Origin of the sequence: Streptomyces flaveolus (assembly GCF_044765825.1) — a bacterium.
GTDB lineage: Bacteria > Actinomycetota > Actinomycetes > Streptomycetales > Streptomycetaceae > Streptomyces > Streptomyces flaveolus.
This window is the reverse complement of record NZ_JBIWKU010000005.1, coordinates 59,678-83,783: the sequence shown is the minus strand read 5'-3', so window position 1 is coordinate 83,783 and position 24,106 is coordinate 59,678. Positions and strand designations below refer to the sequence as shown.

Here is a 24,106-nt window from a genome sequence, read left to right as displayed (position 1 = left end):
CGCCCGGTCCTAGTGATGGAAGCCGGTGGCCGCGCCCTTGTCGCGCGTCAGGGGGTGCGGCTGGCGGCGCAGGTCCGGCAGCAGCCGCTCCAGGTCCTCCAGGAGCAGGTCCGCCATGTCGGCCGAGAAACCGTTGCGGCACACCACCCGCAGCACGGAGAGGTCCTCGCGGTGCGGCGGGAAGGTGTACGCGGGCACCAGCCAGCCGCCCTCGCGCAGCCGGCGGGACACGTCGAAGACGTCGTACGCCGTCACGTCGTCCGCCGTGGTGAAGGCGAACACGGGCAGCTGGTCGCCCCGGGTCAGCAGCCGGAAGTCGCCGAGCGCTTCCACCCGCTCCGCCAGCCCCTGGGCCACGTCCCGCGTCGCCTGCTGCACGGCCCGGTAGCCCTCGCGGCCCAGCCGTAGGAAGGTGTAGTACTGCGCGACCACCTGCGCCCCCGGGCGGGAGAAGTTCAGGGCGAAGGTCGGCATGTCGCCGCCCAGGTAGTTGACCCGGAACACCAGCTCCTCGGGCAGGGCGTCCGCGTCCCGCCACAGCGCCCAGCCGACGCCCGGGTACACGAGCCCGTACTTGTGCCCCGACGTGTTGATCGAGGCGACCCTCGGCAGCCGGAAGTCCCACACCAGGTCGTCGTCCAGGAAGGGTGCGACCATGGCCCCGGAGGCCCCGTCGACGTGCACGGGGATGTCGAGGCCGGTCCGCTCCTGGAGGGCGTCCAGGGCCGCGCACAGCTCCGCGACCGGCTCGTAGGACCCGTCGAAGGTGGAGCCGAGGATGCCGACGACGCCGATGGTGTTCTCGTCGCACAGCTCCGCGGCGGCCTGGGGGTCGAGGTGGAAGCGGTCGCCCTCCATCGGCACCTGCCGGGCCTCCACCTCCCAGAAGGTGCAGAACTTCTCCCAGCACACCTGGACGTTCACGCCCATCACCAGATTGGGCCGCGCCCCCGGATACCGGTCGGCGTTGCGCAGCGCCCACCGCCGCTTCAGCGCCATCCCGGCCAGCATGCACGCCTCGCTCGAACCCGTCGTCGAGCAGCCCACGACCGCCGACGGGTCGGGCGCGTGCCACAGGTCGGCGAGCATCGCCACGCAGCGCCGCTCCAGCTCGGCGGTGCGCGGATACTCGTCCTTGTCGATCATGTTCTTGTCCCGGCACTCGCTCATCAGCACCCCGGCCTGCGGCTCCATCCAGGTGGTGACGAAGGTGGCCAGGTTCAGCCGGGCGTTGCCGTCCAGCATCAGCTCGTCGTGGACCAGCTCGTAGGCCGTGAACGGCGGCAGGGGAGAGTCCGGCAGGCGGTGCGTGGGCGGCGCCTCGGTCATGCCACTGGTCGGATTCGCCGAACCGTGGAACGGGTTCGCGGCGAGCCGACGGCGGTCGGCGTCCTCGCTGTGCGGGTGGTGCCCGTGATGCAGTGGCATGCGTCCGACGGTAGGTCCGGGCCGTGCGCCGCGCATCCGGGCTTGCACCTCACGTGACGTGAGGAGGCAGCGTGGACGGCGTCACAGAAGGGAGCGGAAGTGAGCTACTCCGTGGGACAGGTGGCCGGCTTCGCCGGAGTGACGGTGCGCACCCTGCACCATTACGACGACATCGGCCTGCTCGCCCCGAGCGAGCGCAGCCACGCGGGCCACCGGCGCTACAGCGACGCCGACCTCGACCGGCTGCAGCAGATCCTGTTCTACCGCGAGCTCGGCTTCCCGCTCGACGAGGTCGCCGCCCTGCTCGACGACCCGGACGCGGACCCCCGCGCGCACCTGCGCCGCCAGCACGAGCTGCTGACCGCCCGGATCGAGAAGCTGCAGAGGATGGCGGCGGCCGTGGAGCAGGCCATGGAGGCACGCAGCATGGGCATCAACCTCACGCCCGAGGAGAAGTTCGAGGTCTTCGGCGACTTCGACCCCGATCAGTACGAGGAGGAGGTTCAAGAACGCTGGGGCGACACCGACGCCTACCGCCAGTCGCAGCAGCGGGCCGCCTCGTACACCAAGGAGGACTGGCAGCGCATCCAGGACGAGGCCGACGAGCTCACCCGGCGCTTCGTCGCCCTGATGGACGCCGGTGAGCCCGCCGACTCCGCAGCGGCCATGGACGCCGCCGAGGACCACAGGCAGGGGATCGCCCGCAACCACTACGACTGCGGGTACGAGATGCACACCTGCCTGGGCGAGATGTACGTCTCGGACGAACGTTTCACGCGAAACATCGACGCCGCCAAGCCGGGCCTCGCCGCCTACATGCGCGACGCGATCCTCGCGAACGCCGCCCGCCACACCTCCTGAGCGCCGTGGCCCGGATCACTCCCGGGCCACGACCACCGCCGTCCCGTACGCGCACACCTCGGTGCCCACGTCCGCCGCCTCGGTCACGTCGAAGCGGAACGACAGCACCGCGTTGGCGCCGCGCGCGCGTGCCTGCTCCACGAGCCGCTCCATGGCCTGGTTGCGGGTCTCGACGAGGGTCTTGGTGAGCCCGCGCAGCTCACCGCCGACCAGCGATTTCAGCCCGGCGCCGATCTGGCTCCCCAGGTGCCGGGAGCGTACGGTCAGTCCGAAGACCTCCCCGAGCACCTCCTGCACCCGGTGGCCGGGCAGGTCGTTCGTGGTCACGACGAGTACGTCGGGCTGGGGTCCCTGTCCGCCGCCGTATTCTTCAATGCCCATGGTTCACAGGGTTCCCCGGCCGGGAGTCCAGCGCACCCCTTGGACGTCCGTGGAACCTGGGCCCCGACGGCCGCGTTGATACGTTGGGGCAGCCAAGCCCCAGCCCGCCCCCCAGTGCAGGAGCCACAATCCCGTGACCACGCTTGCGCTCGGCCCCGAGTGGCTGAGCCCGGACTACCTGATCGAGACCTTCAGCCTGGCAGGCATCCTGCTGATCGTCTTCGCCGAGTCCGGTCTCTTCGCGTTCCTGCCCGGCGACTCGCTGCTGTTCACGGCAGGCCTGTTCGTCGCCCAGGGGCAGTACATCAGCCAGCCGCTGTGGCTGGTGTGCACGCTGATCGTGGCCGCCGCCGTCCTGGGCGACCAAGTGGGTTACATGATCGGCAAGTTCTTCGGCCCCAAGCTCTTCAGCCGGCCCAACTCCAGACTCTTCAAACAGGAGAATCTGGAGAAGGCCCACGAGTTCATGGAGAAGTACGGCCCCAAGGCGATCGTCCTGGCCCGCTTCGTGCCGATCGTGCGCACCTTCGCCCCCATCGTGGCGGGCGCCGGCCGCATGAAGTACCGCACGTTCCTCACGTACAACGTCATCGGCGGCGTGGCCTGGGGCACGGGCGTCACCCTCGCGGGCTACTGGCTCGGCCAGATCGAGTTCATCCGCACCAACGTCGAGGCGATCCTCGTCCTGATCGTCGTGGTCTCGGTGGTCCCGATCGCCATCGAGTTCCTGCGTGAGCGCGGCAAGAAGAAGCGCGCCGCCGCGAACGCACCGGTGCCTCCGGCGGCCCAGCAGTCCCAGCAGCCGCAGTACCCGGTCATGGACGACGCGACGACCCAGCTCCGCCGCGTGGACCCGTACCAGCAGCCTCAGCAGCAGTACGACCAGGGCTACGGCAACCAGTCCAACGGCAACCAGGGCTACGGCGACCAGTCCCATGGCAACCAGGGCTACGGCAACCAGCAGCAGCCGTACGCACAGCAGTACCCGCAGAACTACGGCCAGCAGCCCTACGGCGACCAGCAGAGCGGCCAGTACCCGTACAACCAGGGCCACTGAAGCGCCCGAAGGGGCGCGGGGACTGCGCTGGACACCACGACGCACCCGTACTCGCCGTCGTACCGCACCCCCGCCCCATGGGGCGCCCTAGAAACCCCGGGTCCGTTTGGCCGCCCGCCTGCCGGCGGCACTCGCCGCGCCCGGCACCTTCAGGAACAGCCGCGAGATCTCCCCACCGAGGTTCACCCCGATGGCGATGGCCATGGCGAGCGCCACCGCCTTCGACAGCGACAGCAGCCCCGCGTCCACCTCGCTCTGCGCGATCGCCAGCAGCCCGAAGTACGTCGCCGAACCAGGCAGCAGCGGCCCGATCGCCGCGGTGGTGTACGGCAGCGCCGACGCGAACCGGTACCGGGACATCAGCTGCCCGAACAGGCCCACCAGCCCCGCCGCCGCGGCCGTGGAGGCCACCGGCGAGATGTCGCCGGTGTAGTGCATGGCGCCGTACACGCACCAGGCGATGCCGCCGTTCAGGGTCACCGCCAGCACGGTGGACCGTTCCTGCTGGAGCAGGATCGCGAAGGCCAGCGACAGCAGCATCGACGCGAAGATCTGCACGACCGGCTGGTCGCCGGTGCCCAGCGCGGCGTCCGGATTGAGCTCGGCGCCGAGCTGGACGCCGAAGTACAGCACCACCAGCACCCCGGCGACGATGCTGACGAAGAAGTACATGACCTCCAGCAGGCGCGCGGCAGCCGTGATGTAGAAGCCGGTCAGGCCGTCCTGCACGCCCGCGACCAGTGCCCGCCCCGGCAGCAGGGCGAACAGGCCACCGGTGATCACCGCGGACGACTTCACGTCGACGTGCGCGAGCGTCAGCGCGATGCCGATCGCGGCCGGCGGCATCGCGGCCACCGCGAACTGGTAGAACTCCGGCAGCCCGCGTCCCGCGCACAGCCATGCCAGCCGGTCGCCGAGCATCGCGCCGAACAGCGCCGCGAAGAACACGATCACGTCACCGCCGACCAGCAGCGAGGCCGCGCCGGCCAGTGATCCGCTCGCCACGGTCAGGACCCAGGTCGGGTACGGGTGCCGGTTGCGGCGGATCTCCGCGAGGCGCCGGTAGGCCTCCTCCAGGGAGGTCTGCGTGTCCGGGTCGCTGAGGTCGTCCACCAGATGGAACACGGCCGCGAGCCGCGTGTAGTCGGTGCCCCGGCGGCGCACCGTCCGTGACGCCGTCACCGGGTCCTCGACCAGGGACGGCTGGTGGGAGATCGACAGCAGCGTGAAGGTGACGTTCGGCTCGCAGCGGTCCAGGCCGTAGGAACGGCAGACCGCGAACATCGCCGCCTCCACGTCCTCGGCGCCCTCACCGCCCGCCAGCAGCAGCTCCCCGATACGCAGCGTCAGGTCGAGCACGCGCGGCACGGCGGGGCCGGTGTCGTCGTCGTGCCGCTGCGGTGTCTCCGGCGCGGGCCGCTCGGCCACCGGCATGCGCAGCATCGCGCGCATGCGGTCCTGCCAGGGCACGTCCTTGGTCAGGCTCACCAGCGGGACGCCGCTCGCCGGGGTGAAGGCGGTCGGCGCGGTCCACGCGCTGTAGGTGCTCGGCGTGCTGAACGCCGATCCCTCCGACTCCGCAGGGGGTGCCGGGGGCACGTCCAGCCCTTCCGGCAGCGCGAACTCCGAGGTCGTCTCGGACTCCGATCCGGCGGGCCGGGAGACGGCCAGCCCCTGCGGAATCTCGAATTCGGACGTCGTCGACGACTCGCCGTCGGCCGACGCCGCGACCCCCGGCGGCTGCCGGAAGGCGCTGTGCGCCTCGTCCGACTGCGGCTTGCGGTCCTCCGCCTCCGTCACTTGCGTTGCGCTCCCTGGGTACGACACACCCTCCTGTAGCCCTCAGTATGCGCATCCAAACGTCGACGGGCCGCACGCGTCTCGCGTGCGGCCCGTTACGGGAGGGGCTCCTGCTCAGTGGCCGCCCTGGTCCTTGAAGCGCTTGTAGGACCGCTCGATCTCGGCCTCGGCGTCGGTGCGGCCCACCCAGTCGGCGCCCTCGACGGACTTGCCGGGCTCCAGGTCCTTGTAGACCTCGAAGAAGTGCTGGATCTCCAGGCGGTCGAACTCCGACACGTGGTGGATGTCACGCAGGTGCTCCACACGCGGGTCCGTCGACGGCACGCACAGCAGCTTGTCGTCGCCGCCGGCCTCGTCGGTCATGCGGAACATGCCGATGGCGCGGCAGCGGATGAGGCAGCCCGGGAAGGTCGGCTCGTCCAGGATGACCAGCGCGTCCAGCGGGTCGCCGTCCTCGCCGAGGGTGTTCTCGACGAAGCCGTAGTCGGTCGGGTAGGCGGTCGAGGTGAAGAGGCGGCGGTCCAGGCGGATACGACCGGTCTCGTGGTCCACCTCGTACTTGTTCCGCGAACCCTTCGGGATCTCGATCGTGACGTCGAACTCCACCGGACGCTCCTCCATGATCAGCACATAGTTCTGGTGGTTAAGTGTCCCTCACGCAGGTGTGTGATCGCGAAAGGGGCTGGTGGTAGTGCCAGAGCTGAGGCCTTGGCGGGCCGCGAGACCGCACGTGGTGCGGGCCGCCGGTGCCGTACGACCGCGCCTCGCCCGCGCCGCGCGGGCCGCCCGACCGCGTCTGACGCGGCTCGCGCGGGCCACGACGCCGCAGCTCACCCGCGGGCCGAAGACCTGGCAGTACACCGCCGGTGCCGCCACCGCCGGGCTGGCACTGGCCGCCGGTGTGGTGACCGCCGCCGGCCCCTGGGACTCCACGGGTCAGCGTACGGCCGAGCGGGACCGGGCAGTCGCCCTGGAACGCACGGGTGGCGCAGATCACGGACCCGCCGGGCCCGGCGCGGCCTCCGGGACCCCCCGGCCGGCCCCCAGCGCCGCGTCCGTCCTGACCGCGCTCGCCGGTGCCTCCGGCGCCGACCCCGGCGGCGTCAAGGCGGCACCGCGCGGCGAGGCCCTCGCCGACGCCCTCGGGTCCCTCCTCGACGACCCGGCGCTCGGCACCCGGCGCGGGGCGGCGGTCGTCGACATCACCACCGGCAAGCGGCTGTACGGCGTCGGCGCCGGCACCGCGCTGACGCCCGCCTCCACCACCAAGATCGCCACCGCGGTCGCGGCCCTCAGCGCCCTCGGCCCCGACCACCGCCTCACCACCCGCACCGCCCTGGAGTCCGGCACGGGCGAACTCGTCCTGGTCGGCGGCGGCGACCCCACCCTCACCGCCCGCCCGCAGGCCCGCGGTCAGGCGAGCCTGCGCACCCTCGCCGAGCGGACCGCCGCGGCCCTGAAGAAGCGGGGGGTGCGCGAGGTGACGCTGTCGTACGACACGACGCTCTACGCCGGTACGGAAATGCACCCGATCGGGGTCAACGAGAACCTCGCCCCCGTCACCGCCCTGATGGCCGACGAGGCCCGCACGGACGACTCCACCAGCGGCCCGGCCCCGCGCGCGGCGGACCCGGCGGCGGACGCGGCCCGCGCCTTCGCGGGCTTCCTGGGCGGGCACGGCATCAAGACGTCGGCGCCGGGCCCGTCCAAGGCCACGGGCCGCGCGGCCACCCTCGCCACCGTCTCCTCGCCCCCGCTGTCCGCCCTGGTCGAGCGGATGCTGACCAACAGCGACAACGACCTCGCCGAGGCGCTGGCCCGCCATACGGCCGTGGCGACCGGACAGCGCGCCGACTTCGGCGGTGTCTCCGCCGCCGTCACCGCCCGGCTGAAGCAGCTCGGTCTGCCCGTACGGGGCGCGGTGTTCCACGACGGCAGCGGTCTGGACCGCACCGACCGGCTCACCGCCGACCTCCTGACGGCCCTGCTCGCCAAGGCGGCCGACCCCGCCCGGCCCGAGCTCCGCCCGGTTCTCACCGGTCTCCCCGTCGCCGGCTTCACCGGCACGCTGAGCGGCCGCTACAGGAACGGCGCGGCCGGCCTCGTCCGCGCCAAGACCGGCACCCTGACCGGCGTGAACACCCTCGCCGGCACCGTGGCCACCCCCGACGGCCGCCTCCTGGCCTTCGCCTTCCTGACCCAGGACACGACAAACCCGCAGGCAGCGCAGACGGCCCTGGACAGAGCGGCAACGGCCTTGGCGTCGTAGGGGCGGCGTCGGGGCCGGGCGCGGCGGCACCCCGTCCCGCCGGGCCCCGCACCCGCCCGGCCCCGGTGCGGCCCCCCTCAAACCTGCCCCACCCCACCGCCCCACACAGCCTGCCCCCAGCGGCGGCGCTCACGTACCGTTGAGGAATGACGAGCATCGGCGCATCTTCCGGCATGGTCGACTGGAATCTCGCGGTGGCGACCGCGACCCGGCTCGTACGGCCGGGCCCCGAGGTGAGCCGCGACGAGGCCCGGGCCGTCGTCGCGGAGCTTCGCCGACACGCCAAAGCCTCGGAGGAACACGTCCGGGGCTTCACTCGTATGGCCACCGACGAGGCCCACGACACCCCCGTCCTCGTCGTCGACCGCCCCGGCTGGGTCCGGGCGAACGTCGCCGGCTTCCGGGAGATCCTCAAGCCCCTGCTGGAGAAGATGCAGGAGCGCCGCGGCAGCTCCCCCGGCAGCGCGGTCCTCGGCGCCGTCGGCGGCAAGGTCACCGGCGTGGAGCTGGGCATGCTGCTGTCGTTCCTGTCCTCCCGCGTCCTCGGCCAGTACGAGACCTTCGCCCCGGCCACCCGCGAGCTCCCCGCCGGTGCGAACGGCGGCGGCCGGCTCCTGCTCGTCGCGCCGAACATCGTCCACGTCGAGCGCGAACTCGACGTCGAACCCCACGACTTCCGCCTGTGGGTGTGCCTGCACGAGGAGACGCACCGCACGCAGTTCACCGCCGTGCCCTGGCTGCGCGACCACCTCGAGGGCGAAATCCAGTCGTTCCTCGCGGAGACCGACGTCGACCCCATGACCGTGCTGGAGCGCGTCCGTGAGGCCGCCCAGACGCTCGCCGGGGGACGCCCCGAGGGCGAGGAGGACGACGGCGGCCGGTCGCTCGTCGAGCTGGTGCAGACCCCCGCCCAGCGGGAGGTCCTCGGCCGGCTCACCGCCGTGATGTCCCTGCTGGAGGGCCACGCCGACTTCGTGATGGACGGGGTCGGCCCCTCGGTCGTGCCGAGCGTCGGGGAGATCCGCGAGAAGTTCCAGCAGCGCCGCGCCAAGGGCGCCTCCCGCCTCGACCTGGCCCTGCGCAAGCTGCTCGGCCTGGACGCCAAGCTCCGCCAGTACCGGGACGGTGAACGCTTCGTCCGGGCCGTCGTCGACGAGTGCGGCGTCGACGGCTTCAACCGCGTGTGGACCTCGCCCAACACCCTCCCCACCAAGTCGGAGATCGCCAAACCGGCGGACTGGATCGCACGGGTGCACCGCAAGCCGGAGTCATGAGCCCCGCGGACGGGTCGTGAACGAATCCGGCCGACGGCAGGCGAACGCCCCTTCAATCACCCGTCCGAGGGACCGTGAGCCCTCGACAGGCGTGCGATGCTCGGGGAACGGCCCGTTTCTGTCACCATCTAGGCACTCTGCGTGACCGAACCTCGGGCTCACCCCCCGAAAACTTCATGAAGGGCACCGGACATGGGTCCCCATCCTGCGGTCGCGGCGATACGCCTGGCGGTCCGCCGCGTCCTCCACGACATCCTCACCGAACTGGACACCACGACCGCCGTCCCCGCCGGGACGGCCACCGAGCGCGTGCCCGGGCGTCCGCCGTCGCCGCTCGTGCTCGTGGCGTGCTCCGGCGGCGCCGACTCGATGGCGCTCGCCTCCGCCCTCGCCTTCGAGGCCCCCCGGCTCGGCATCCGCGCCGGCGGCGTCACCGTCGACCACGGCCTGCAGAACGGCTCCGACCTGCGCGCCGAAGAAGTCGTCCTGCGCCTGCGCGAACTCGGCCTCGACCCCGTCGAGGCGACCGCCGTGACCGTCGGCCGCGCCGGCGGACCCGAGGCGGCCGCCCGCGACGCGCGTTACGCCGCCCTGGACGCCGCCGCCGCCCGGCACGGGGCCGCCGCCGTCCTGCTCGGCCACACCCGCGACGACCAGGCCGAGACCGTCCTGCTGGGCCTCGCCCGCGGATCCGGCATCCGCTCCCTGTCGGGCATGGCCGCGGTCTCGGGGGCCGGCGGCCGTTACCGGCGCCCCTTCCTCCAGGTCGACCGGCAGACCGCCCGCAAGGCCTGCATGGTCCAGTCCCTGCCCGTCTGGGACGACCCGCACAACGCCGACCCGGCGTACACCCGTTCCCGGCTGCGCCACGAGGGCCTGCCCGCCCTCGAGAAGGCCCTCGGCAAGGGCGTCGTCGAGGCCCTCGCCCGTACGGCCCAGCTCTCCCGGGACGACGCCGACGCCCTCGACACCTGGGCCCGCCAGGCCGAGGCCGGTGTCCGCGACGCCACCGGCGTACTGGAGTGCGCCAAGCTCTACGCCCTGCCGCCCGCCGTACGCCGCAGGATCCTGCGCCGCGCCGCCATCGACGCCGGTGCCCCGGCCGGTGCGCTGTTCGCCCGCCACATCGAGGAAGTCGACCGGCTGATCACCGGCTGGCGCGGTCAGGGAGCCATCAACCTCCCCGGCAAAGTCGTCGCCCAGCGGCAGGGTGGCAGACTGGTGATTCGGCAAGGCTGAATCCGGACCCTCCCACCGGCCCCGACCGGGGTCACCGGGGTGATCCGGAATGGCCGGTGGGACGACCGAAAGTGATGCGGGTGGACGCGAACGACATGGGTGCCGACCTCGAAAAGGTACTCATCACCAAGGAAGAGATCGACGCGAAGCTGGCCGAGCTGGCCGCGAAGATCGACGCGGAGTACGAGGGCGAGGACCTGCTCATCGTCGGTGTCCTCAAGGGCGCCGTGATGGTCATGGCCGACCTCGCCCGGTCGCTGTCCACCCCCGTCACCATGGACTGGATGGCGGTGTCCTCCTACGGCGCGGGCACCCAGTCCTCCGGCGTGGTGCGGATCCTCAAGGACCTCGACACCGACATCAAGGGCAAGCACGTCCTGATCGTCGAGGACATCATCGACTCCGGCCTGACCCTGTCCTGGCTGATCTCCAACCTCGGCTCGCGCGAGCCCGCCTCCCTCAAGGTGTGCACGCTGCTGCGCAAGCCCGACGCCGCCAAGGTGGCCATCGACGTGGAGTGGGTCGGTTTCGACATCCCCAACGAGTTCGTCGTCGGCTACGGGCTCGATTACGCCGAGAAGTACCGGAACCTGCCGTTCGTCGGTACGCTCGCGCCCCACGTCTACGGTGGCTAGCACAGCCCCGTAGCGCGGACCGGGAACCCCGGCGGCCCCCGCGCCGTTGAGCAGGCAGACGGGAACGTCGGCCGTCCTGTGCGGCTTCGGGCCACCAGGCTGGGGTACCGTCAGAAGAACTGTCTTATCAAACTCACTATGGCAGGAGGGACGGGGCGGCACCGCTCCGTGTGGATGGACGTGAAGCGATACTTCCGTGGGCCGGTCATGTGGATCGTGCTGGCCGTCCTTGCCGTGGTCGTGTTGATGCAGGTCGTCGGCTCGTCCGGCGGCTACAAGACGGTGGACACCGGCCAGGTCGTCCAGGCGATCAACGACAACAAGGTCGAGTCGGCCAAGCTCACCACCGGTGACGAGCAGACCATCAAGGTCCAGCTCAAGGATGGCGAGAAGATCAAGGGCAGCTCGAAGATCCAGGCGAGCTACATCGGCGACCAGGGTGTGACCATCGCCGGCACCCTGCAGAACAAGTTCCAGGACAAGCAGATCCCCGACGGCTACACCGTGTCGCCGTCCAAGCAGAACGCGTTCGTCGGCATCCTGCTGTCCCTGCTGCCGTTCGTCCTGATCGTGGTCGTCTTCCTGTTCCTGATGAATCAGATGCAGGGCGGCGGCTCCCGGGTCATGAACTTCGGCAAGTCCAAGGCGAAGCTCATCACCAAGGACACCCCGAAGACGACGTTCTCCGACGTCGCCGGGTCGGACGAGGCCGTCGAGGAGCTCCACGAGATCAAGGAGTTCCTCCAGGAGCCGGCGAAGTTCCAGGCCGTCGGCGCCAAGATTCCCAAGGGCGTGCTGCTGTACGGCCCGCCCGGTACCGGCAAGACCCTGCTCGCGCGTGCCGTCGCGGGCGAGGCGGGCGTGCCGTTCTACTCGATCTCCGGTTCCGACTTCGTCGAGATGTTCGTCGGTGTCGGTGCCTCCCGAGTGCGTGACCTGTTCGAGCAGGCCAAGGCGAACGCCCCGGCCATCGTCTTCGTCGACGAGATCGACGCGGTCGGCCGCCACCGCGGCGCCGGCCTGGGCGGCGGTCACGACGAGCGCGAGCAGACGCTGAACCAGCTGCTCGTCGAGATGGACGGCTTCGACGTCAAGGGCGGCGTGATCCTCATCGCCGCGACGAACCGGCCCGACATCCTCGACCCGGCGCTGCTGCGCCCGGGCCGCTTCGACCGGCAGATCGCGGTCGACCGGCCGGACATGCAGGGCCGTCTGGAGATCCTCAAGGTCCACCAGAAGGGCAAGCCGGTCGCCCCGGACGTCGACCTGTCGGCCGTCGCCCGCCGTACGCCCGGCATGACCGGTGCCGATCTGGCCAACGTGCTGAACGAGGCCGCCTTGCTGACGGCCCGCAGCGACCAGAAGCTGATCGACAACCACATGCTGGACGAGGCGATCGACCGCGTGGTCGCGGGCCCGCAGAAGCGGACCCGGATCATGTCGGACAAGGAAAAGAAGATCACCGCGTACCACGAGGGCGGTCACGCCCTGGTCGCGGCGGCCTCGCCGAACTCCGACCCGGTCCACAAGATCACGATCCTCTCCCGCGGCCGTGCCCTCGGTTACACGATGGTGCTCCCGGACGAGGACAAGTACTCGACCACGCGCAACGAGATGCTCGACCAGCTCGCCTACATGCTGGGCGGCCGCGCGGCCGAGGAACTGGTCTTCCACGACCCGACGACGGGTGCCGCCAACGACATCGAGAAGGCCACCAGCGTGGCCCGCGCGATGGTCACGCAGTACGGCATGACCGAGCGTCTCGGCGCGATCAAGTTCGGTGGCGACAACACCGAGCCCTTCCTCGGCCGTGAGATGGCCCACCAGCGCGACTACTCGGAAGAGGTCGCCGCGCTGGTCGACGAAGAGGTCAAGAAGCTCATCGAGACGGCGCACAACGAGGCCTGGGAGATCCTGGTCGAGAACCGCGACGTCCTCGACAACCTCGTCCTCGCCCTGCTGGAGAAGGAGACGCTCGGCAAGGAGGAGATCGCCGAGATCTTCGCCCCGATCGTCAGGCGTCCGCCCCGGCCCGCCTGGACCGGCTCCTCCCGCCGCACCCCCTCGACCCGTCCGCCGGTGCTCTCCCCCAAGGAGCTCGCGCTGACGAACGGGGCGAACGGTGCGACGGCGGCGATCTCCACCGCCAAGAGCACCACGGCGGAGCCCGCCCCGGCACCGGAACGAGCCCCGGAGGACCGCCCGGAGAGCTGATCCTGGCCCTCCCCGCGGGCCCACCAGGCCCGGAATGTATGCCGCGCCCCCCAGGTTCTAGCCTGGGGGGCGTGGCATTTTCGTATGCCGGCACGTGAGAAGACAGGAACGAGGCACAGATGACCGACCCCGTGACGCTGGACGGCCAGGGCCCGATCGGCGAGTTCGACGAGAAGCGGGCCGAGAACGCCGTGCGCGAACTGCTGATCGCGGTCGGCGAGGACCCGGACCGCGAGGGACTGCGGGAGACGCCGGCACGCGTGGCGCGGGCGTACAAGGAGATATTCGCGGGACTCCGGCAGGAGCCCGAGGACGTCCTGACGACGACCTTCGACCTCGGTCACGACGAGATGGTGCTGGTCAAGGACATCGAGGTGTTCAGCACGTGTGAGCACCACCTGGTCCCGTTCCGCGGTGTCGCTCACGTCGGGTACATCCCGTCCGCCACCGGGAAGATCACCGGCCTGTCCAAGCTCGCCCGCCTGGTGGACGTCTATGCTCGCCGACCGCAGGTGCAGGAACGTCTCACCACGCAGATCGCGGACTCCCTGATGGAGATCCTGGAACCGCGTGGCGTGATCGTCGTCATCGAGTGCGAGCACATGTGCATGTCGATGCGCGGCATCCGCAAGCCCGGTGCCAAGACCATCACCTCGGCCGTGCGGGGGCAGCTGCGCGACTCCGCCACGCGCAACGAGGCGATGAGCCTGATCATGGCGCGCTGAGTCCGCCCGGGGCGGCGACGGGTCAGGTGGTGGGGGCCGCGCCCGAGTTGTCGTCGTCGTCCTCCGGGAGCTTGCAGACCCGCTCGAGGAACACGGCGGACGCTATGACGCCGATGCCGCCGAGGACCGAGAAGCCGGCGTAGATCGCCTGGTCGCGGCGGGCGGGAATGTCGAGGTACTCCAGGAGGAAGACGCCCGTGCCGCCGTACATGCCGGCGACCAGGGCGGCCACGAGGGCGCTGGCCTGGCCGAAGACGACCGCGCGGGCCGCCATCAGCGGGTCGACGCCCTTGGCGCCGGGGACCCGGTCGCGCTGGGCCTTCAGGCGGGCACGGATCGAGAGCGCCGTGGCCAGCAGGACCACGGCGATCAGCGCGAGCACGATGGGGGCCGCGAGCGGGACGCCCGGAAGGGTCCCGATCGAGTTCCACAGGCGGGCGCCCGCCCAGGACAGGACTCCGGCGACGACGAACACGCCGGCCAGCATCCTGATGCGCAGCTCTTTCACGGTGCCCCTTCGCTCCCCCGGATGTCCGGCTCAGGCGCCGGCTGCCGCACGCCCGGACGGTGGGCGTCCGGCGACGGACTTCGGTCGACTCGACCTTAACGACTACTCGGGCAGGTGAAGTTCCAGGTCCGTCCGGGGCGCGACGCCCTCGCGCGTCACCGCGTCCAGCAGGCCGGCGACCGGACCGTGGCCGGGCAGCTGGGCCTCGGGGTCCACGTCGTGCCACGGGGCGAGGACGAAGGCGCGCTGGTGGGCGCGCGGGTGGGGCAGGGTGAGGTGCGGGTCGTCGGAGACCACGTCGGCGTAGGCGATGATGTCGACGTCCAGGGTGCGCGGGCCCCAGTGCTCGTCCCGGACGCGGTGGAAGGCCTCCTCGACGGCGTGCGCCCGCTCCAGGAGCGAGGACGGCGGCAGGGTGGTCTTCAGGACCACGACCGCGTTGAAGTACGACGGCTGGGTGCCGGGCTCGACACCCCACGGCTCGGTCTCGTAGACCGGCGAGACGCCCTTGATCCGCACGCCGGGGGTCTCCTCCAGGGCGTCGATGGCGCCCTGGAGGGTCTCCAGGCGGTTGCCGAGGTTGGCGCCGAGGGCGATCACGGCGCGTTTGGGGTTGGACAGCGTGCTGTCGGCCGCGTCCACCCTCTCGACGACGGACGCGGGCACCGGCTGGACGGTCGGGTCGCTGGGACCGTTGGTGAACGGGACACTCATACACGGCTCCGGATGATGGTGACGGTCACGTCGTCGAAGGGCACCGTGATCGGCGCGTCCGGCTTGTGGACGCAGACCTCGACCTCCTCGACCCCTTCGTGCTTCAGGCAGACCTGGGCGATGCGCTCGGCGAGCGTCTCGACCAGGTTGACGGGCTCGCCCTCGACGACGGCCACGACCTCCTCGGCCACGATGCCGTAGTGCACGGTCTTCGCCAGGTCGTCGTCGGCCGCGGCCGGTCGGGTGTCCAGGCCCAGGACGATGTCGACGAGGAAGGTCTGGCCCTCCTCGCGCTCCTTGGGGAACACACCGTGGTGCCCGCGGGCCTTCAGGCCGCGCAGCGCGACACGATCCACACGAATCACTCCTGCAGTCGTCGGTCAGGGCCGGGCACACCACGTGCGGGCAGTGCCCCGGCCTCAGTCGAATCTACCCGCGGGCACTGACAGCGCCGGGCCACGGGTGGTGCGGGTCCGGGCGGACGTCCGGAGGTTTCACCGTGCGTTTGCCCTGGCGGACCCGGTGGGTCACGGGTTGGTAGCCGCCCATACCCGGCGGTCCGTGATTCCAACCACTTCTTGCTCCTGGCGGCTCAGGGGGGTGTCTCCTCGGCGTCCGGGCCGCCCTCGTCGTCGCTCTCCGCCAGGACGGGCGACGCGTGGTGCGACCAGAGTTTCCAGCCCGAGGATGTGCGGCGGTAGGCGTTGGTGGCGACCACGAGCTGACCGACGAGCGGTCCGAGCTCGTCGTCGCCCTCGGGGGCGGGGCCACCGCTGAGGATGTTCTCCGTGCAGGTCACCAGGGCGGTGTCGCCGGTGACGGAGACGTGCACGTCGGTGAGGAAGAACTGGATGTAGTCGGTGTTCGCCATGATCAGCGCGTACGACCGCAGGACCTCGCCGCGGCCGGTGAGGACCGGCCAGCCGGGGTGCACGCAGGAGACCACGCCGGCGTCCGCCGGGTCGTGGTAGGTCTCGTCGATGCCCAGGTCGGACGGGGTGAGCCAGAGCTCGGAGACCTTTTCGAAGTCGCCCTGTTCGAGAGCTTCGTAGAAGGCGGTGTTGGTGGCCTCGACCTCTTCGACGTCGATGTGAGGGGCGTTCACCGGGCTCCTTCCCGGCTGCCTCTGTCCGACGCCGTTGCCTCCGGCTGGGGCTGGGGCTGGGGCCGGCGTGCTTCTTCCACCGCGCGGGCGACCCGTACCGCGTCCGCCGTCGCGCGCACCTCGTGCACGCGCACCGCCCACGCGCCGGCGTGCGCCGCGAGCGCGGAGACGGCGGCGGTGGCGGCGTCGCGTTCGCGCGCGGGCGGCGGGGAGGCCTGCGGGCCGGCGAGGACGCGGCCGAGGAAGCGCTTGCGGGAGGCGGCCACGAGCAGCGGGTGCCCGAGGGCGAGCAGGCGGTCGAGGTGGGCGAGGAGGACGAGGTCGTGCTCGGCGTCCTTGGAGAAGCCGAGGCCGGGGTCGACGACGATGCGGTTCGCGGCGATGCCGCCCGCCAGGACCGCCTCCACGCGGGCGTGCAGCTCGTCGACGACCTCGGTGACGACGTCGGCGTAGGTGCCGCGGACGTTGCCGCCCTCCAGGAAGCCGCGCCAGTGCATGACGACGAAGGGGGCGTCGGCGTCGGCCACGACCGGGATCATCCGGGGGTCGGCGAGGCCGCCGCTGACGTCGTTGACGAGGGCGGCGCCGGCGGCGAGGGCCTGCTCGGCGACCGAGGCGCGCATCGTGTCGACGGAGATGGTGACGCCCTCGGAGGCCAGGCCGCGGACGACCGGGACGACCCGGCGGAGTTCCTCGTCCTCGTCGACGCGGGTGGCGCCGGGGCGGGTGGACTCGCCGCCGACGTCCACCAGGTCGGCGCCCTCGGCGACGAGGTCGAGGCCGTGCTTGATGGCGGCCGTGGTGTCGAAGAAGCGACCGCCGTCGGAGAAGGAGTCGGGGGTCACGTTGACGACCCCCATGACCGCACAGCGGTCCCATGCGGTCAGTCCCGCCAGGTGGCGGCGGCCGGTCTGCTTGCTCATGTGTTCAGCGTAGGCCCAGTGGGTGGGTGCGTTCGGTGGTGGTGTGGGGTGCCTGCGGCGGCCTGTGGGGGTTCGGTGGGGGTGCGCGTAGCGCCTTCGGTGGTCTGTGGGTCGGGGCCGTGCCGGGGGGTGTCCGTCCTCGGAACGGCGCGGAATCGGTCCCTTTCCAGCAGGCGGGGCGTTGACGCGCCAACCGCTGCGGGCGGACACCCCCCGGCACGTCCCCTTCCCGCCGTACGCGACTGACCGCCGTCGTCGCACCCCGACGCGCTACGCCGTCCCGGCTGCCGCCGTGCCGCCCTAGCTGCGGGCCGCCGCGCTACGCCGCCGCAGCGGCACCCCGGCAGCGCCGGGCCACCGGCCCGCACCCACGCCGGGGCGCCCCGCCGTCACGCCGCCCGGGCCTCCCGCTCCGGCGCCCCGTGCACGCACGGCCGCCGACCGGTCGCCCTGCGGCGCAGAAAGCGGGGGAGCGGTGGCGTGAGCGTCACGAAACCCTCCGCCTGCATCGCGGCGAAGCCGATGCGCGGCAGGTCGGCGGAGGCGCGGTAGACGACGAAGCGGGGCTCCCAGCGGGGCTGGAACTTGGCGTTGAACTTGTACAGGGACTCGATCTGGAACCAGCGCGACAGGAACACCAGCAGACCACGCCACGCCCGCAGCACCGGTCCCGCGCCGATCTTCTCGCCGCGCGCGAGCGCCGCGCGGAACATGGCGAAGTTCAGGGAGACCCGTGCGATGCCCAGCTTCGGGGCGGCCTGGAGTGCGGCCACGATCAGCAGTTCGTTCATGCCCGGGTCGGCCGAGCGGTCGCGGCGCATGAGGTCGAGGGAGACGCCGTCGGTGCCCCACGGCACGAAGTGCAGGATCGCCTTGAGGTCGCCGTACTCGCCGGGCTCCGCGTCCTGCTTGTGCGCCGTCGCGATCAGGCAGTCCCCGTCGGCGGGGTCGCCGATGCGGCCCAGGGCCATGGAGAAGCCGCGCTCGGTGTCGGTGCCGCGCCAGTCGTCGGCGGCGCGGCGGACGCGGTCCAGCTCGGCGTCGCCGAGGTCAGCCACGCGCCGTACCCGGGTCTCGTAACCGGCGCGCTCGATGCGCTTGACCATCTGACGCACGTTGCGCATCGCGCGGCCGGCGAGGGAGAAATCCGCTACGTCCACCACCGCCTCGTCGCCCAGTTCGAGGGCGTCGAGCCCGGTCTCGCGGGTCCACACCTCGCCGCCGGTCTCGGAGCAGCCCATCACGGCGGGCGTCCAAGAGTGGGCGCGCGCCTCGTCCATGAAGCGTTCGATGGCGCCCGGCCAGGCCTCGACGTCCCCGATCGGGTCGCCGCTGGCGAGCATGACGCCGGAGACGACGCGGTAGGTGACGGCGGCCTTGCCGCTGGGGGAGAAGACGACGGCCTTGTCGCGGCGCAGCGCGAAGTGGCCGAGGGAGTCGCGGCTGCCGTGCTTGGCCAGCAGCGCGCGCAGGCGCGTCTCGTCGTCCTCCGTCAGGCGCGCGGCCGGGTGTTCGGGGCGGAAGGCCAGGTAGATGGTGGTGACGGCGGTGAGCAGGCCGAGGGCACCGAGGGAGAAGGCGACCGTCCAGGAGGTGTTGCCCCGGTAGTCGACCGGCCCCTCGAAGCCGAACAGCCCGTAGAGCACGTGCGCGATCCGGTCGGCCAGGCTCGGGTCGCCGACCATGCGGTGCGGGTGGACACTGACGATGACCAGCCCGAGGGCGAGAGAACCGGCGCCCATGAGGACGAAGTTGGCGAGCGCCTTCCAGCGGCTGCGCGGGTCGGGCAGCGCCGCGAACTGGTCGCGGTGGCGCAGCAGCGGAGCGAGCAGCGCGAGGGAGACGAGCACCCCGGCGACGGAATGACGGTAGGTGAACTGTGCGGCGGCGCCCAGCGGCAGGAGGGCGACGGCGGCCCTCCAGGCCCGGCGCTTGCGGCGCTTGAGCCCGTGGGCGAGGAGCAGGAGCAGGACGCCCGCGCTGAGCGAGAGCGCCGCGGCGAACGGGCCGAACGCGCCGGGCAGTATCTCGGCGAGGGCGTGCATCCGGCTGTGCCGGAAGCGGGGGAAGACGCCCGCGGCGACGTTCAGCAGGCCGACCAGCGTGCAGGCTCTGCCGACGAGGACGGGCACGGACTCCGGGCGCGGACCGCGCAGCACCCGGCTCGCGCGCGTGGGGCCGGCGGTCTTGGGGGCGGCGACCCCCGGAACCGCACCCGACATTTCCTCATCTGTCCTGACAGACATCGCACCCGTAGTTCTGCGAGAGACCGTGGATCCGGGCCCGTTTCGGGCATCCGGCGACATTGCGCCCTCTAGGACGGTGTCTTGGGGAGAGAGGTTCACTCCCCTTCTCAAAGCCACGACAAAGGCCGAGGAAAGTTACGGGACACCCCTCGCGAATCCGACGGGGGGCCGGACACCCTGTGGGAAGCGTAGGCAGGTAGCAAGGCATGGGTCTGACAAGCAACAAGGTGCTGGCGCTGGCGGTTCTGTCCGGCGTGCTGCTGTTCGTCGGCACGGTGTGGCTGTGGCCACGCCTGGCCGGGCGGAGCTGGCGTGCCGTCATAGGACGGACAGGCCTGCTGTTCGCCACCCAGTTGGCGGTCTTCGCCGCGGTCGCTCTCGCCGCCAACCAGTCCTTCGGGTTCTACGCGAGCTGGGCCGACCTGTTCGGGCGGGAGACCGGCCAGGGCGTGGTGGTCGACCACTCGGCAGGCGGCGGCGGTCCGCTCCGGGTGGTCGGCGCGGGCCGGGTGAAGCAGGCGGGCGGGGCCCGGCCGGAGGTCGGCGGTCAGATCCAGCACGTCAGGATCGTCGGCCGTACGACGCACATCGCGACGCCCGCCGAGGTGTACCTGCCCCCCGAGTACTTCCAGCCGCGGTACCGCACGCGCACGTTCCCCGCGGCCGTCGTCCTGACCGGCTACCCGGGGACGACCGAGGCGCTGGTGAGCAAGCTCCACTATCCGCGCACGGCGCTGGACCTGGCCGAGGACGGCCGCATGCAGCCGATGGTGCTGGTGATGCTGCGGCCCACGGTGGCGCCGCCGCGCGACACGGAGTGCGTGGACGTGCCGGGCGGCCCGCAGACGGAGTCGTTCTTCGCCAAGGACCTCCCCGAGGCCGTTCTCGCCCACTACCGGGTGGGCCGGAAGCCGGGCAGCTGGGGCATCGTCGGCAACTCGACCGGGGGTTACTGCGCGCTGAAGCTCGCCCTGCACCACCCCGGTGTCTACGGCGCCGGCGTCGGTCTGTCCGCGTACTACGACGCCCCCAGCGACCCGACCACGGGCGACCTCTTCCAGGGCGACAAGGAACTGCGCAATCGCGCCGACCTCTGGTGGTACGTCAAGCACATGCCCGCGCCCGCCACTTCGCTGCTCGTCACCAGCAGCAAGTCCGGCGAGACGAACTACAAGGACACGCTGAAGTTCATAGAGCAGGTGAAGGACAAGAAGCCGACCCGGATCTCGTCGATCATCCTCGAAAGAGGCGGGCACAACTTCAATACCTGGCGGCGCGAGATCCCCGCGACGCTGCAGTGGCTCAGCGGGCGGCTGAGCAGCCGCTGACGGGTGGTCGCTGATCAGCGGCCGGGGCTTTCCTGGAAATGATCTTGAGTAAATGATCTTGAGTTGATTTCGGCTGTCCGTGGGCAAGTGGAATCCTGATGCCGTGTGAACGCGTCGGAGACGGCCGAGTTTTTGCGGGGCGGGGCGCCAAGATTCGCCTACGCGCGGTAAGTTTCTGGCCATGCCACGTGGACGTCACCGTCATTCCCCGCCTCTGCACAGGCTGCTTCCTCCGTCGGCGATCGCAGGCGTATCGGTCGTCTGCGCGGCCGGCCCCTGGGTGTTCAGTGAGGCGGTGATCCTCCGCGCGCTCGCGGCGGCCGCCGCGGTGACGGCGGTCGTCGGCGCGGTCGTCATGCGTCACTGGGACGCGCAGGCGGGCAAGCGCGTCGCCGACCTCACGCGCGCGCGGGCGAGCGACGAGTGGCGTTACGAGGAACGGGTCGCCGAACTGGAGTCCGACCTGGAGGAGTCGCGCGAGCTGCGCATGAAGCTCGAGACCCGGCTGCGTGCCAAGCGCACGGAGCTGGCGGGGCTGCGCAACGAGCACGCCTCCCTGCTGCGCCGGTACGCCACCGCGGAGACCGAGCGCGCCAGCGCGCTGGAGGGCCGCCGCCTGCTGGAGATCGAGGCCGCGCCGACGGCACCCGCGCTGCCCGCGGCCCGGCCGGCTCCGGCGGAAGAGACGCGCGCGCCGGAGGCCGGCGACTCCCAGGCCGCCGAGTCCACGGAGGCCGCCGAGGAGACGCCCGAGACGCCCGCCGTCTTCTCTCCGGCGGGCTCCCGGCTGTTCCTGCGGGCGAGCGCCGCACTGGCACGGTTCGACGACGAGGCGCCCGCCGGTGAGGACCGTGAGCCCGTCGACGGTGACGACGGCAGCGGTGACGACGGCGGCGACGACGGTGACGGCGGTGGCAACGGCGGCGGCGAGAGCGCCGCGGCGGCCGAGCCCGCGCGGGAGGACGAGGCCCAGGGGCAGCCCGAGGCGGCCGACGGGCACGAGGCCGCGCCCACCACCGCGCCGGGCCGTCCCGACGACCGGCCCGACCAGCCGGCGCAGCAGCCCGAGCAGCGGTCCGCGCGGCAGCCCGCCGGTCACTACACGGTGCCGACCGCGGTGGCCGTCGTACCGGCCGCTCCCGCGCGGCGTCCGGTGGTCGAGGGCGGTTTCGACTTCTTCGGCACGAAGAACGCCAAGGACGCGACGGCGTCACCCGCCGCCCTGGAGGCCGTCCAGAACGAAGACCTCGCCGACGTCGTCGGCCAGGAGGCCCTGGCGCTGCACAAGGCCGAGACGGAGGCCGCCTTCAAGCCGGCCGGCGAGGAGTCCCGGGGAGTGGGCCAGGTGATCGACCTGACCGCCCACGACGAGACCGAGCAGATCGACGTACAGGGGCTGCGCAGCGCGGTGTCCTGACCGGCACGAATGCGGCGGGGCCCGGCACCGGGGCGCGTCGTCGTGCCGGGGCACCGGTCTTGTGGCGTCGTTCCGGCCGGCCGGTTCGTGTCTTCGCCGGCTGTCACCGGTTCGCGCTCACGCCATCCACCGGTCCGGCAGCGCGTCCCGGCGCCCCGTGCGGGAGCGTTCCGCCTGGCCGCGCAGCAGCTCCGCCGCCTCGTCCGCGTCCCGCAGCCGCGCGGTCACGGTCTTGTTCGCCCCCGTGTCCACCCGTACGTCGGCGACCCGCCGGGCCCGCTGCCACGGACCCTGTGTCAGGCGGACGCTCTGGACCTTGGCGTGCGGCACCAGGGCCAGGCTCCGCCGCAGCAGCCCGCGGCGGGCGGCGAACACCGCGTCGGTGACCGCCAGCCCCTGGCCGCGCCACCACAGCGGCAGGCACCACCGGGACCGCCGCGGGGGACGCGACAGCGCCGTCGGCGCCGGCACGGTCACCCCGGGCAGCACGCGCGCCACCACCGACTCGGCGATCTCGCGCGGGGCGACCGGCAGCAGCACGGAGTTCGACGACCCGGCCACGTCCAGCTCCACCCGCACCCAGCCCCGCCGGCGCCACAGCAGCGGCTCCACGATCCGCACCGTCTGCACCCGGCCCGGCGGCACCGTCTCGTGAGCCCGGTCCAGCAGCCCGTGGTCGATGCGCAGCCCGTCCGGCGACTCGGCCACCGTCCAGTCGTACTCCCCGACGAACCGCCCCACGCTGCTCGCGCCGGCCGCGCCCAGCAGCGGCAGGGCGGTCGCCAGAATCGTCCACAGGCTGTGGGTGGCCGACCACAGCAGCGCCGGTACGACCACGGCGGCGGCCAGCGTGCCCCAGGTCGCGCCGGTCAGCAGCAGCGAGACGGCGAGGACACCGGGCGGCACGCGCAGCAGATGCCGGGACGGCGCCTCACCGACCTCGTGCGCCGTCTCGGGCGCGAAGCCCGCCGCGCGCGCGAGCAGCTCGGCCCGCAGCGCACGTGCCTCGGCGGCCCCCAGGAAGGCCAGCTCGTCCTTCTTGTCGGCGCCGATGACGTCGAGCTTCAGCTTGGCGACCCCGGCGACCCGGGCGAGCAGCGGCTGGGTGACGTCGATGGCCTGGATGCGTTCGAGCCGGATGTGCGCCGTGCGCCGGAACAGCAGGCCGGTACGGATGCGCAGCTCGGCGTCGGTTACCGCGAAGTGGGTGAACCACCAGGTCAGAAAGCCGTACAGGGCGGCGGCGGGGATCAGGACGGCCAGGCCTATCAGCAGCGTGGTCGTGGTCAGCCTCGTCAGCTGGCGCTGCGCCTGGTCGGGGTCGTGCACGGCCCACCCGACGATCACGGCGACCGGCGCCCAGGCCCGCCGCAGCGGGGTGACGGGATGCAGCCGGCGCTCGGTCACCGCATCCTCGGCGTCCGTGCCGCTCACAGCCCCGCCGATCGGGCCTCGCCCAGCGCGGTGAGCCGGTCGCGCAGGCGTTCCGCCTCGGCCGGGTCCAGCCCCGGGATGGTCGCGTCGGTCGCGGCGGCGGCCGTGTGCAGCTGCACGCTGGCCAGCCCGAAGTACCGCTCGACGGGCCCGGAGGTCACCTCGACCAGCTGCATCCGCCCGTACGGCACGACGGTCTCCTCCCGCCACAGCACGCCCCGGCTGATCAGCAGGTCGTCGGCGCGCTCGGCGTACCGCCAGGAGCGCCAGTTGCGCTCCAGCATCAGCCGGCCCCAGACCAGCACGGCCAGCGGCAGCAGCGCGAAGAGTGCCCAGGCAGGGCCCGCGAACAGGGCGGGCAGGAGACCGGCGGCGAGAGCGAGCAGGCCCATCCACACCACCAGCAACAGCCGCCGCATCCGCAGCAGTCCCGGCGGCAGCCCGGTCCACACCGGTTCGCCCGCCGCTGTGCCTGCCCCGGCCCCCGCCGTCCCTGCCGTGCCCGCCGTGCCCGCCGTGCCCGTGTGGTCAGGGCTCCCCGTCTCCAT

At 72.0% G+C, this 24,106-nt stretch carries 22 protein-coding genes; 10 read left to right on the top strand and 12 right to left on the bottom strand.

The annotated features are described in order from the left end of the window. Positions 1 to 9 precede the first annotated feature (9 nt). On the bottom strand, positions 10 to 1,428 hold the full coding sequence (locus ACIRG6_RS16720) for a glutamate decarboxylase (RefSeq protein WP_364680153.1): 1,419 nt from the start codon (positions 1,426 to 1,428) through the stop codon (positions 10 to 12). A 99-nt stretch (positions 1,429 to 1,527) separates the two neighbouring features. On the opposite strand from ACIRG6_RS16720, the gene ACIRG6_RS16715 reads away from it, so the two are divergent. After that, the gene (locus ACIRG6_RS16715; protein ID WP_364680156.1) at positions 1,528 to 2,289 is read left to right on the top strand and encodes a MerR family transcriptional regulator; all 762 of its coding nucleotides are present in this window, start codon (positions 1,528 to 1,530) and stop codon (positions 2,287 to 2,289) included. Between the two features lie 15 nt (positions 2,290 to 2,304). On the opposite strand, the gene ACIRG6_RS16710 is transcribed toward ACIRG6_RS16715, so the two are convergent. Next, positions 2,305 to 2,670 (bottom strand): YbjQ family protein, encoded by a 366-nt coding sequence (locus ACIRG6_RS16710; protein WP_003975421.1) that lies wholly within the window; start codon positions 2,668 to 2,670, stop codon positions 2,305 to 2,307. Positions 2,671 to 2,803: 133 nt separating this feature from the next. On the opposite strand from ACIRG6_RS16710, the gene ACIRG6_RS16705 reads away from it, so the two are divergent. Next, complete coding sequence (locus ACIRG6_RS16705; protein ID WP_403323242.1) at positions 2,804 to 3,727, top strand: DedA family protein; 924 nt, start codon at positions 2,804 to 2,806, stop codon at positions 3,725 to 3,727. A gap of 87 nt (positions 3,728 to 3,814) precedes the next feature. Here ACIRG6_RS16705 and ACIRG6_RS16700 read toward each other — a convergent pair whose 3' ends face one another. Continuing rightward, positions 3,815 to 5,527, bottom strand: a complete 1,713-nt coding sequence (locus ACIRG6_RS16700; RefSeq protein WP_364680161.1) for a threonine/serine exporter family protein — start codon at positions 5,525 to 5,527, stop codon at positions 3,815 to 3,817. A gap of 114 nt (positions 5,528 to 5,641) precedes the next feature. Further along, on the bottom strand, positions 5,642 to 6,133 hold the full coding sequence (locus tag ACIRG6_RS16695; RefSeq protein WP_007452023.1) for an inorganic diphosphatase: 492 nt from the start codon (positions 6,131 to 6,133) through the stop codon (positions 5,642 to 5,644). A 79-nt stretch (positions 6,134 to 6,212) separates the two neighbouring features. On the opposite strand from ACIRG6_RS16695, the gene dacB reads away from it, so the two are divergent. From dacB to folE, 6 genes are all read left to right on the top strand, one after another. Continuing rightward, on the top strand, positions 6,213 to 7,796 hold the full coding sequence (dacB, locus tag ACIRG6_RS16690) for a D-alanyl-D-alanine carboxypeptidase/D-alanyl-D-alanine endopeptidase (RefSeq protein WP_403323238.1): 1,584 nt from the start codon (positions 6,213 to 6,215) through the stop codon (positions 7,794 to 7,796). Positions 7,797 to 7,942: 146 nt separating this feature from the next. Beyond that, a complete protein-coding gene (locus ACIRG6_RS16685; protein ID WP_239765222.1) occupies positions 7,943 to 9,070 on the top strand; it encodes a zinc-dependent metalloprotease in 1,128 nt (375 codons plus the stop codon). A gap of 192 nt (positions 9,071 to 9,262) precedes the next feature. Next, a complete protein-coding gene (gene tilS / locus ACIRG6_RS16680) occupies positions 9,263 to 10,309 on the top strand; it encodes a tRNA lysidine(34) synthetase TilS (protein ID WP_403323235.1) in 1,047 nt (348 codons plus the stop codon). Positions 10,310 to 10,383: 74 nt separating this feature from the next. Further along, on the top strand, positions 10,384 to 10,944 hold the full coding sequence (gene hpt / locus ACIRG6_RS16675; RefSeq protein WP_189230328.1) for a hypoxanthine phosphoribosyltransferase: 561 nt from the start codon (positions 10,384 to 10,386) through the stop codon (positions 10,942 to 10,944). Between the two features lie 174 nt (positions 10,945 to 11,118). Then, a complete protein-coding gene (gene ftsH / locus ACIRG6_RS16670) occupies positions 11,119 to 13,158 on the top strand; it encodes an ATP-dependent zinc metalloprotease FtsH (RefSeq protein ID WP_239765675.1) in 2,040 nt (679 codons plus the stop codon). A gap of 119 nt (positions 13,159 to 13,277) precedes the next feature. Beyond that, entirely contained in the window at positions 13,278 to 13,883 is a 606-nt protein-coding gene (folE, locus tag ACIRG6_RS16665) for a GTP cyclohydrolase I FolE (RefSeq protein ID WP_318213789.1), read from the top strand. A gap of 22 nt (positions 13,884 to 13,905) precedes the next feature. Here folE and ACIRG6_RS16660 read toward each other — a convergent pair whose 3' ends face one another. From ACIRG6_RS16660 to ACIRG6_RS16635, 6 genes are all read right to left on the bottom strand, one after another. Continuing rightward, entirely contained in the window at positions 13,906 to 14,391 is a 486-nt protein-coding gene (locus ACIRG6_RS16660) for a DUF3180 domain-containing protein (RefSeq protein WP_318213790.1), read from the bottom strand. Between the two features lie 102 nt (positions 14,392 to 14,493). Then, positions 14,494 to 15,105 carry a 2-amino-4-hydroxy-6-hydroxymethyldihydropteridine diphosphokinase gene (gene folK / locus ACIRG6_RS16655; protein ID WP_350721153.1) on the bottom strand — a complete coding sequence of 204 codons (612 nt, stop codon included), beginning with the start codon at positions 15,103 to 15,105 and terminating at the stop codon, positions 14,494 to 14,496. Beyond that, entirely contained in the window at positions 15,102 to 15,461 is a 360-nt protein-coding gene (gene folB / locus ACIRG6_RS16650) for a dihydroneopterin aldolase (RefSeq protein WP_189229916.1), read from the bottom strand. The genes folK and folB overlap by 4 nt, the downstream gene beginning before the upstream one ends. A 236-nt stretch (positions 15,462 to 15,697) precedes the next feature. Continuing rightward, the gene (locus ACIRG6_RS16645) at positions 15,698 to 16,210 is read right to left on the bottom strand and encodes a nuclear transport factor 2 family protein (RefSeq protein ID WP_239765227.1); all 513 of its coding nucleotides are present in this window, start codon (positions 16,208 to 16,210) and stop codon (positions 15,698 to 15,700) included. Then, complete coding sequence (gene folP, locus ACIRG6_RS16640) at positions 16,207 to 17,133, bottom strand: dihydropteroate synthase (protein WP_403323229.1); 927 nt, start codon at positions 17,131 to 17,133, stop codon at positions 16,207 to 16,209. Before folP ends, ACIRG6_RS16645 begins: the two co-directional genes overlap by 4 nt. Before the next feature lie 389 nt (positions 17,134 to 17,522). Then, on the bottom strand, positions 17,523 to 19,355 hold the full coding sequence (locus ACIRG6_RS16635) for a phosphatidylglycerol lysyltransferase domain-containing protein (protein WP_364680174.1): 1,833 nt from the start codon (positions 19,353 to 19,355) through the stop codon (positions 17,523 to 17,525). A 230-nt stretch (positions 19,356 to 19,585) separates the two neighbouring features. On the opposite strand from ACIRG6_RS16635, the gene ACIRG6_RS16630 reads away from it, so the two are divergent. Together ACIRG6_RS16630 and ACIRG6_RS16625 are read left to right on the top strand one after the other, a co-directional pair. Next, entirely contained in the window at positions 19,586 to 20,707 is a 1,122-nt protein-coding gene (locus ACIRG6_RS16630) for an alpha/beta hydrolase (RefSeq protein WP_364680176.1), read from the top strand. Positions 20,708 to 20,888: 181 nt separating this feature from the next. Further along, positions 20,889 to 22,124 carry a hypothetical protein gene (locus tag ACIRG6_RS16625; protein WP_403323224.1) on the top strand — a complete coding sequence of 412 codons (1,236 nt, stop codon included), beginning with the start codon at positions 20,889 to 20,891 and terminating at the stop codon, positions 22,122 to 22,124. Between the two features lie 117 nt (positions 22,125 to 22,241). On the opposite strand, the gene ACIRG6_RS16620 is transcribed toward ACIRG6_RS16625, so the two are convergent. After that, positions 22,242 to 23,570, bottom strand: coding sequence for a PH domain-containing protein (locus ACIRG6_RS16620; protein WP_381690294.1), 1,329 nt, complete (start codon positions 23,568 to 23,570; stop codon positions 22,242 to 22,244). Next, complete coding sequence (locus tag ACIRG6_RS16615; RefSeq protein ID WP_364820719.1) at positions 23,555 to 24,106, bottom strand: PH domain-containing protein; 552 nt, start codon at positions 24,104 to 24,106, stop codon at positions 23,555 to 23,557. The genes ACIRG6_RS16620 and ACIRG6_RS16615 overlap by 16 nt, the downstream gene beginning before the upstream one ends.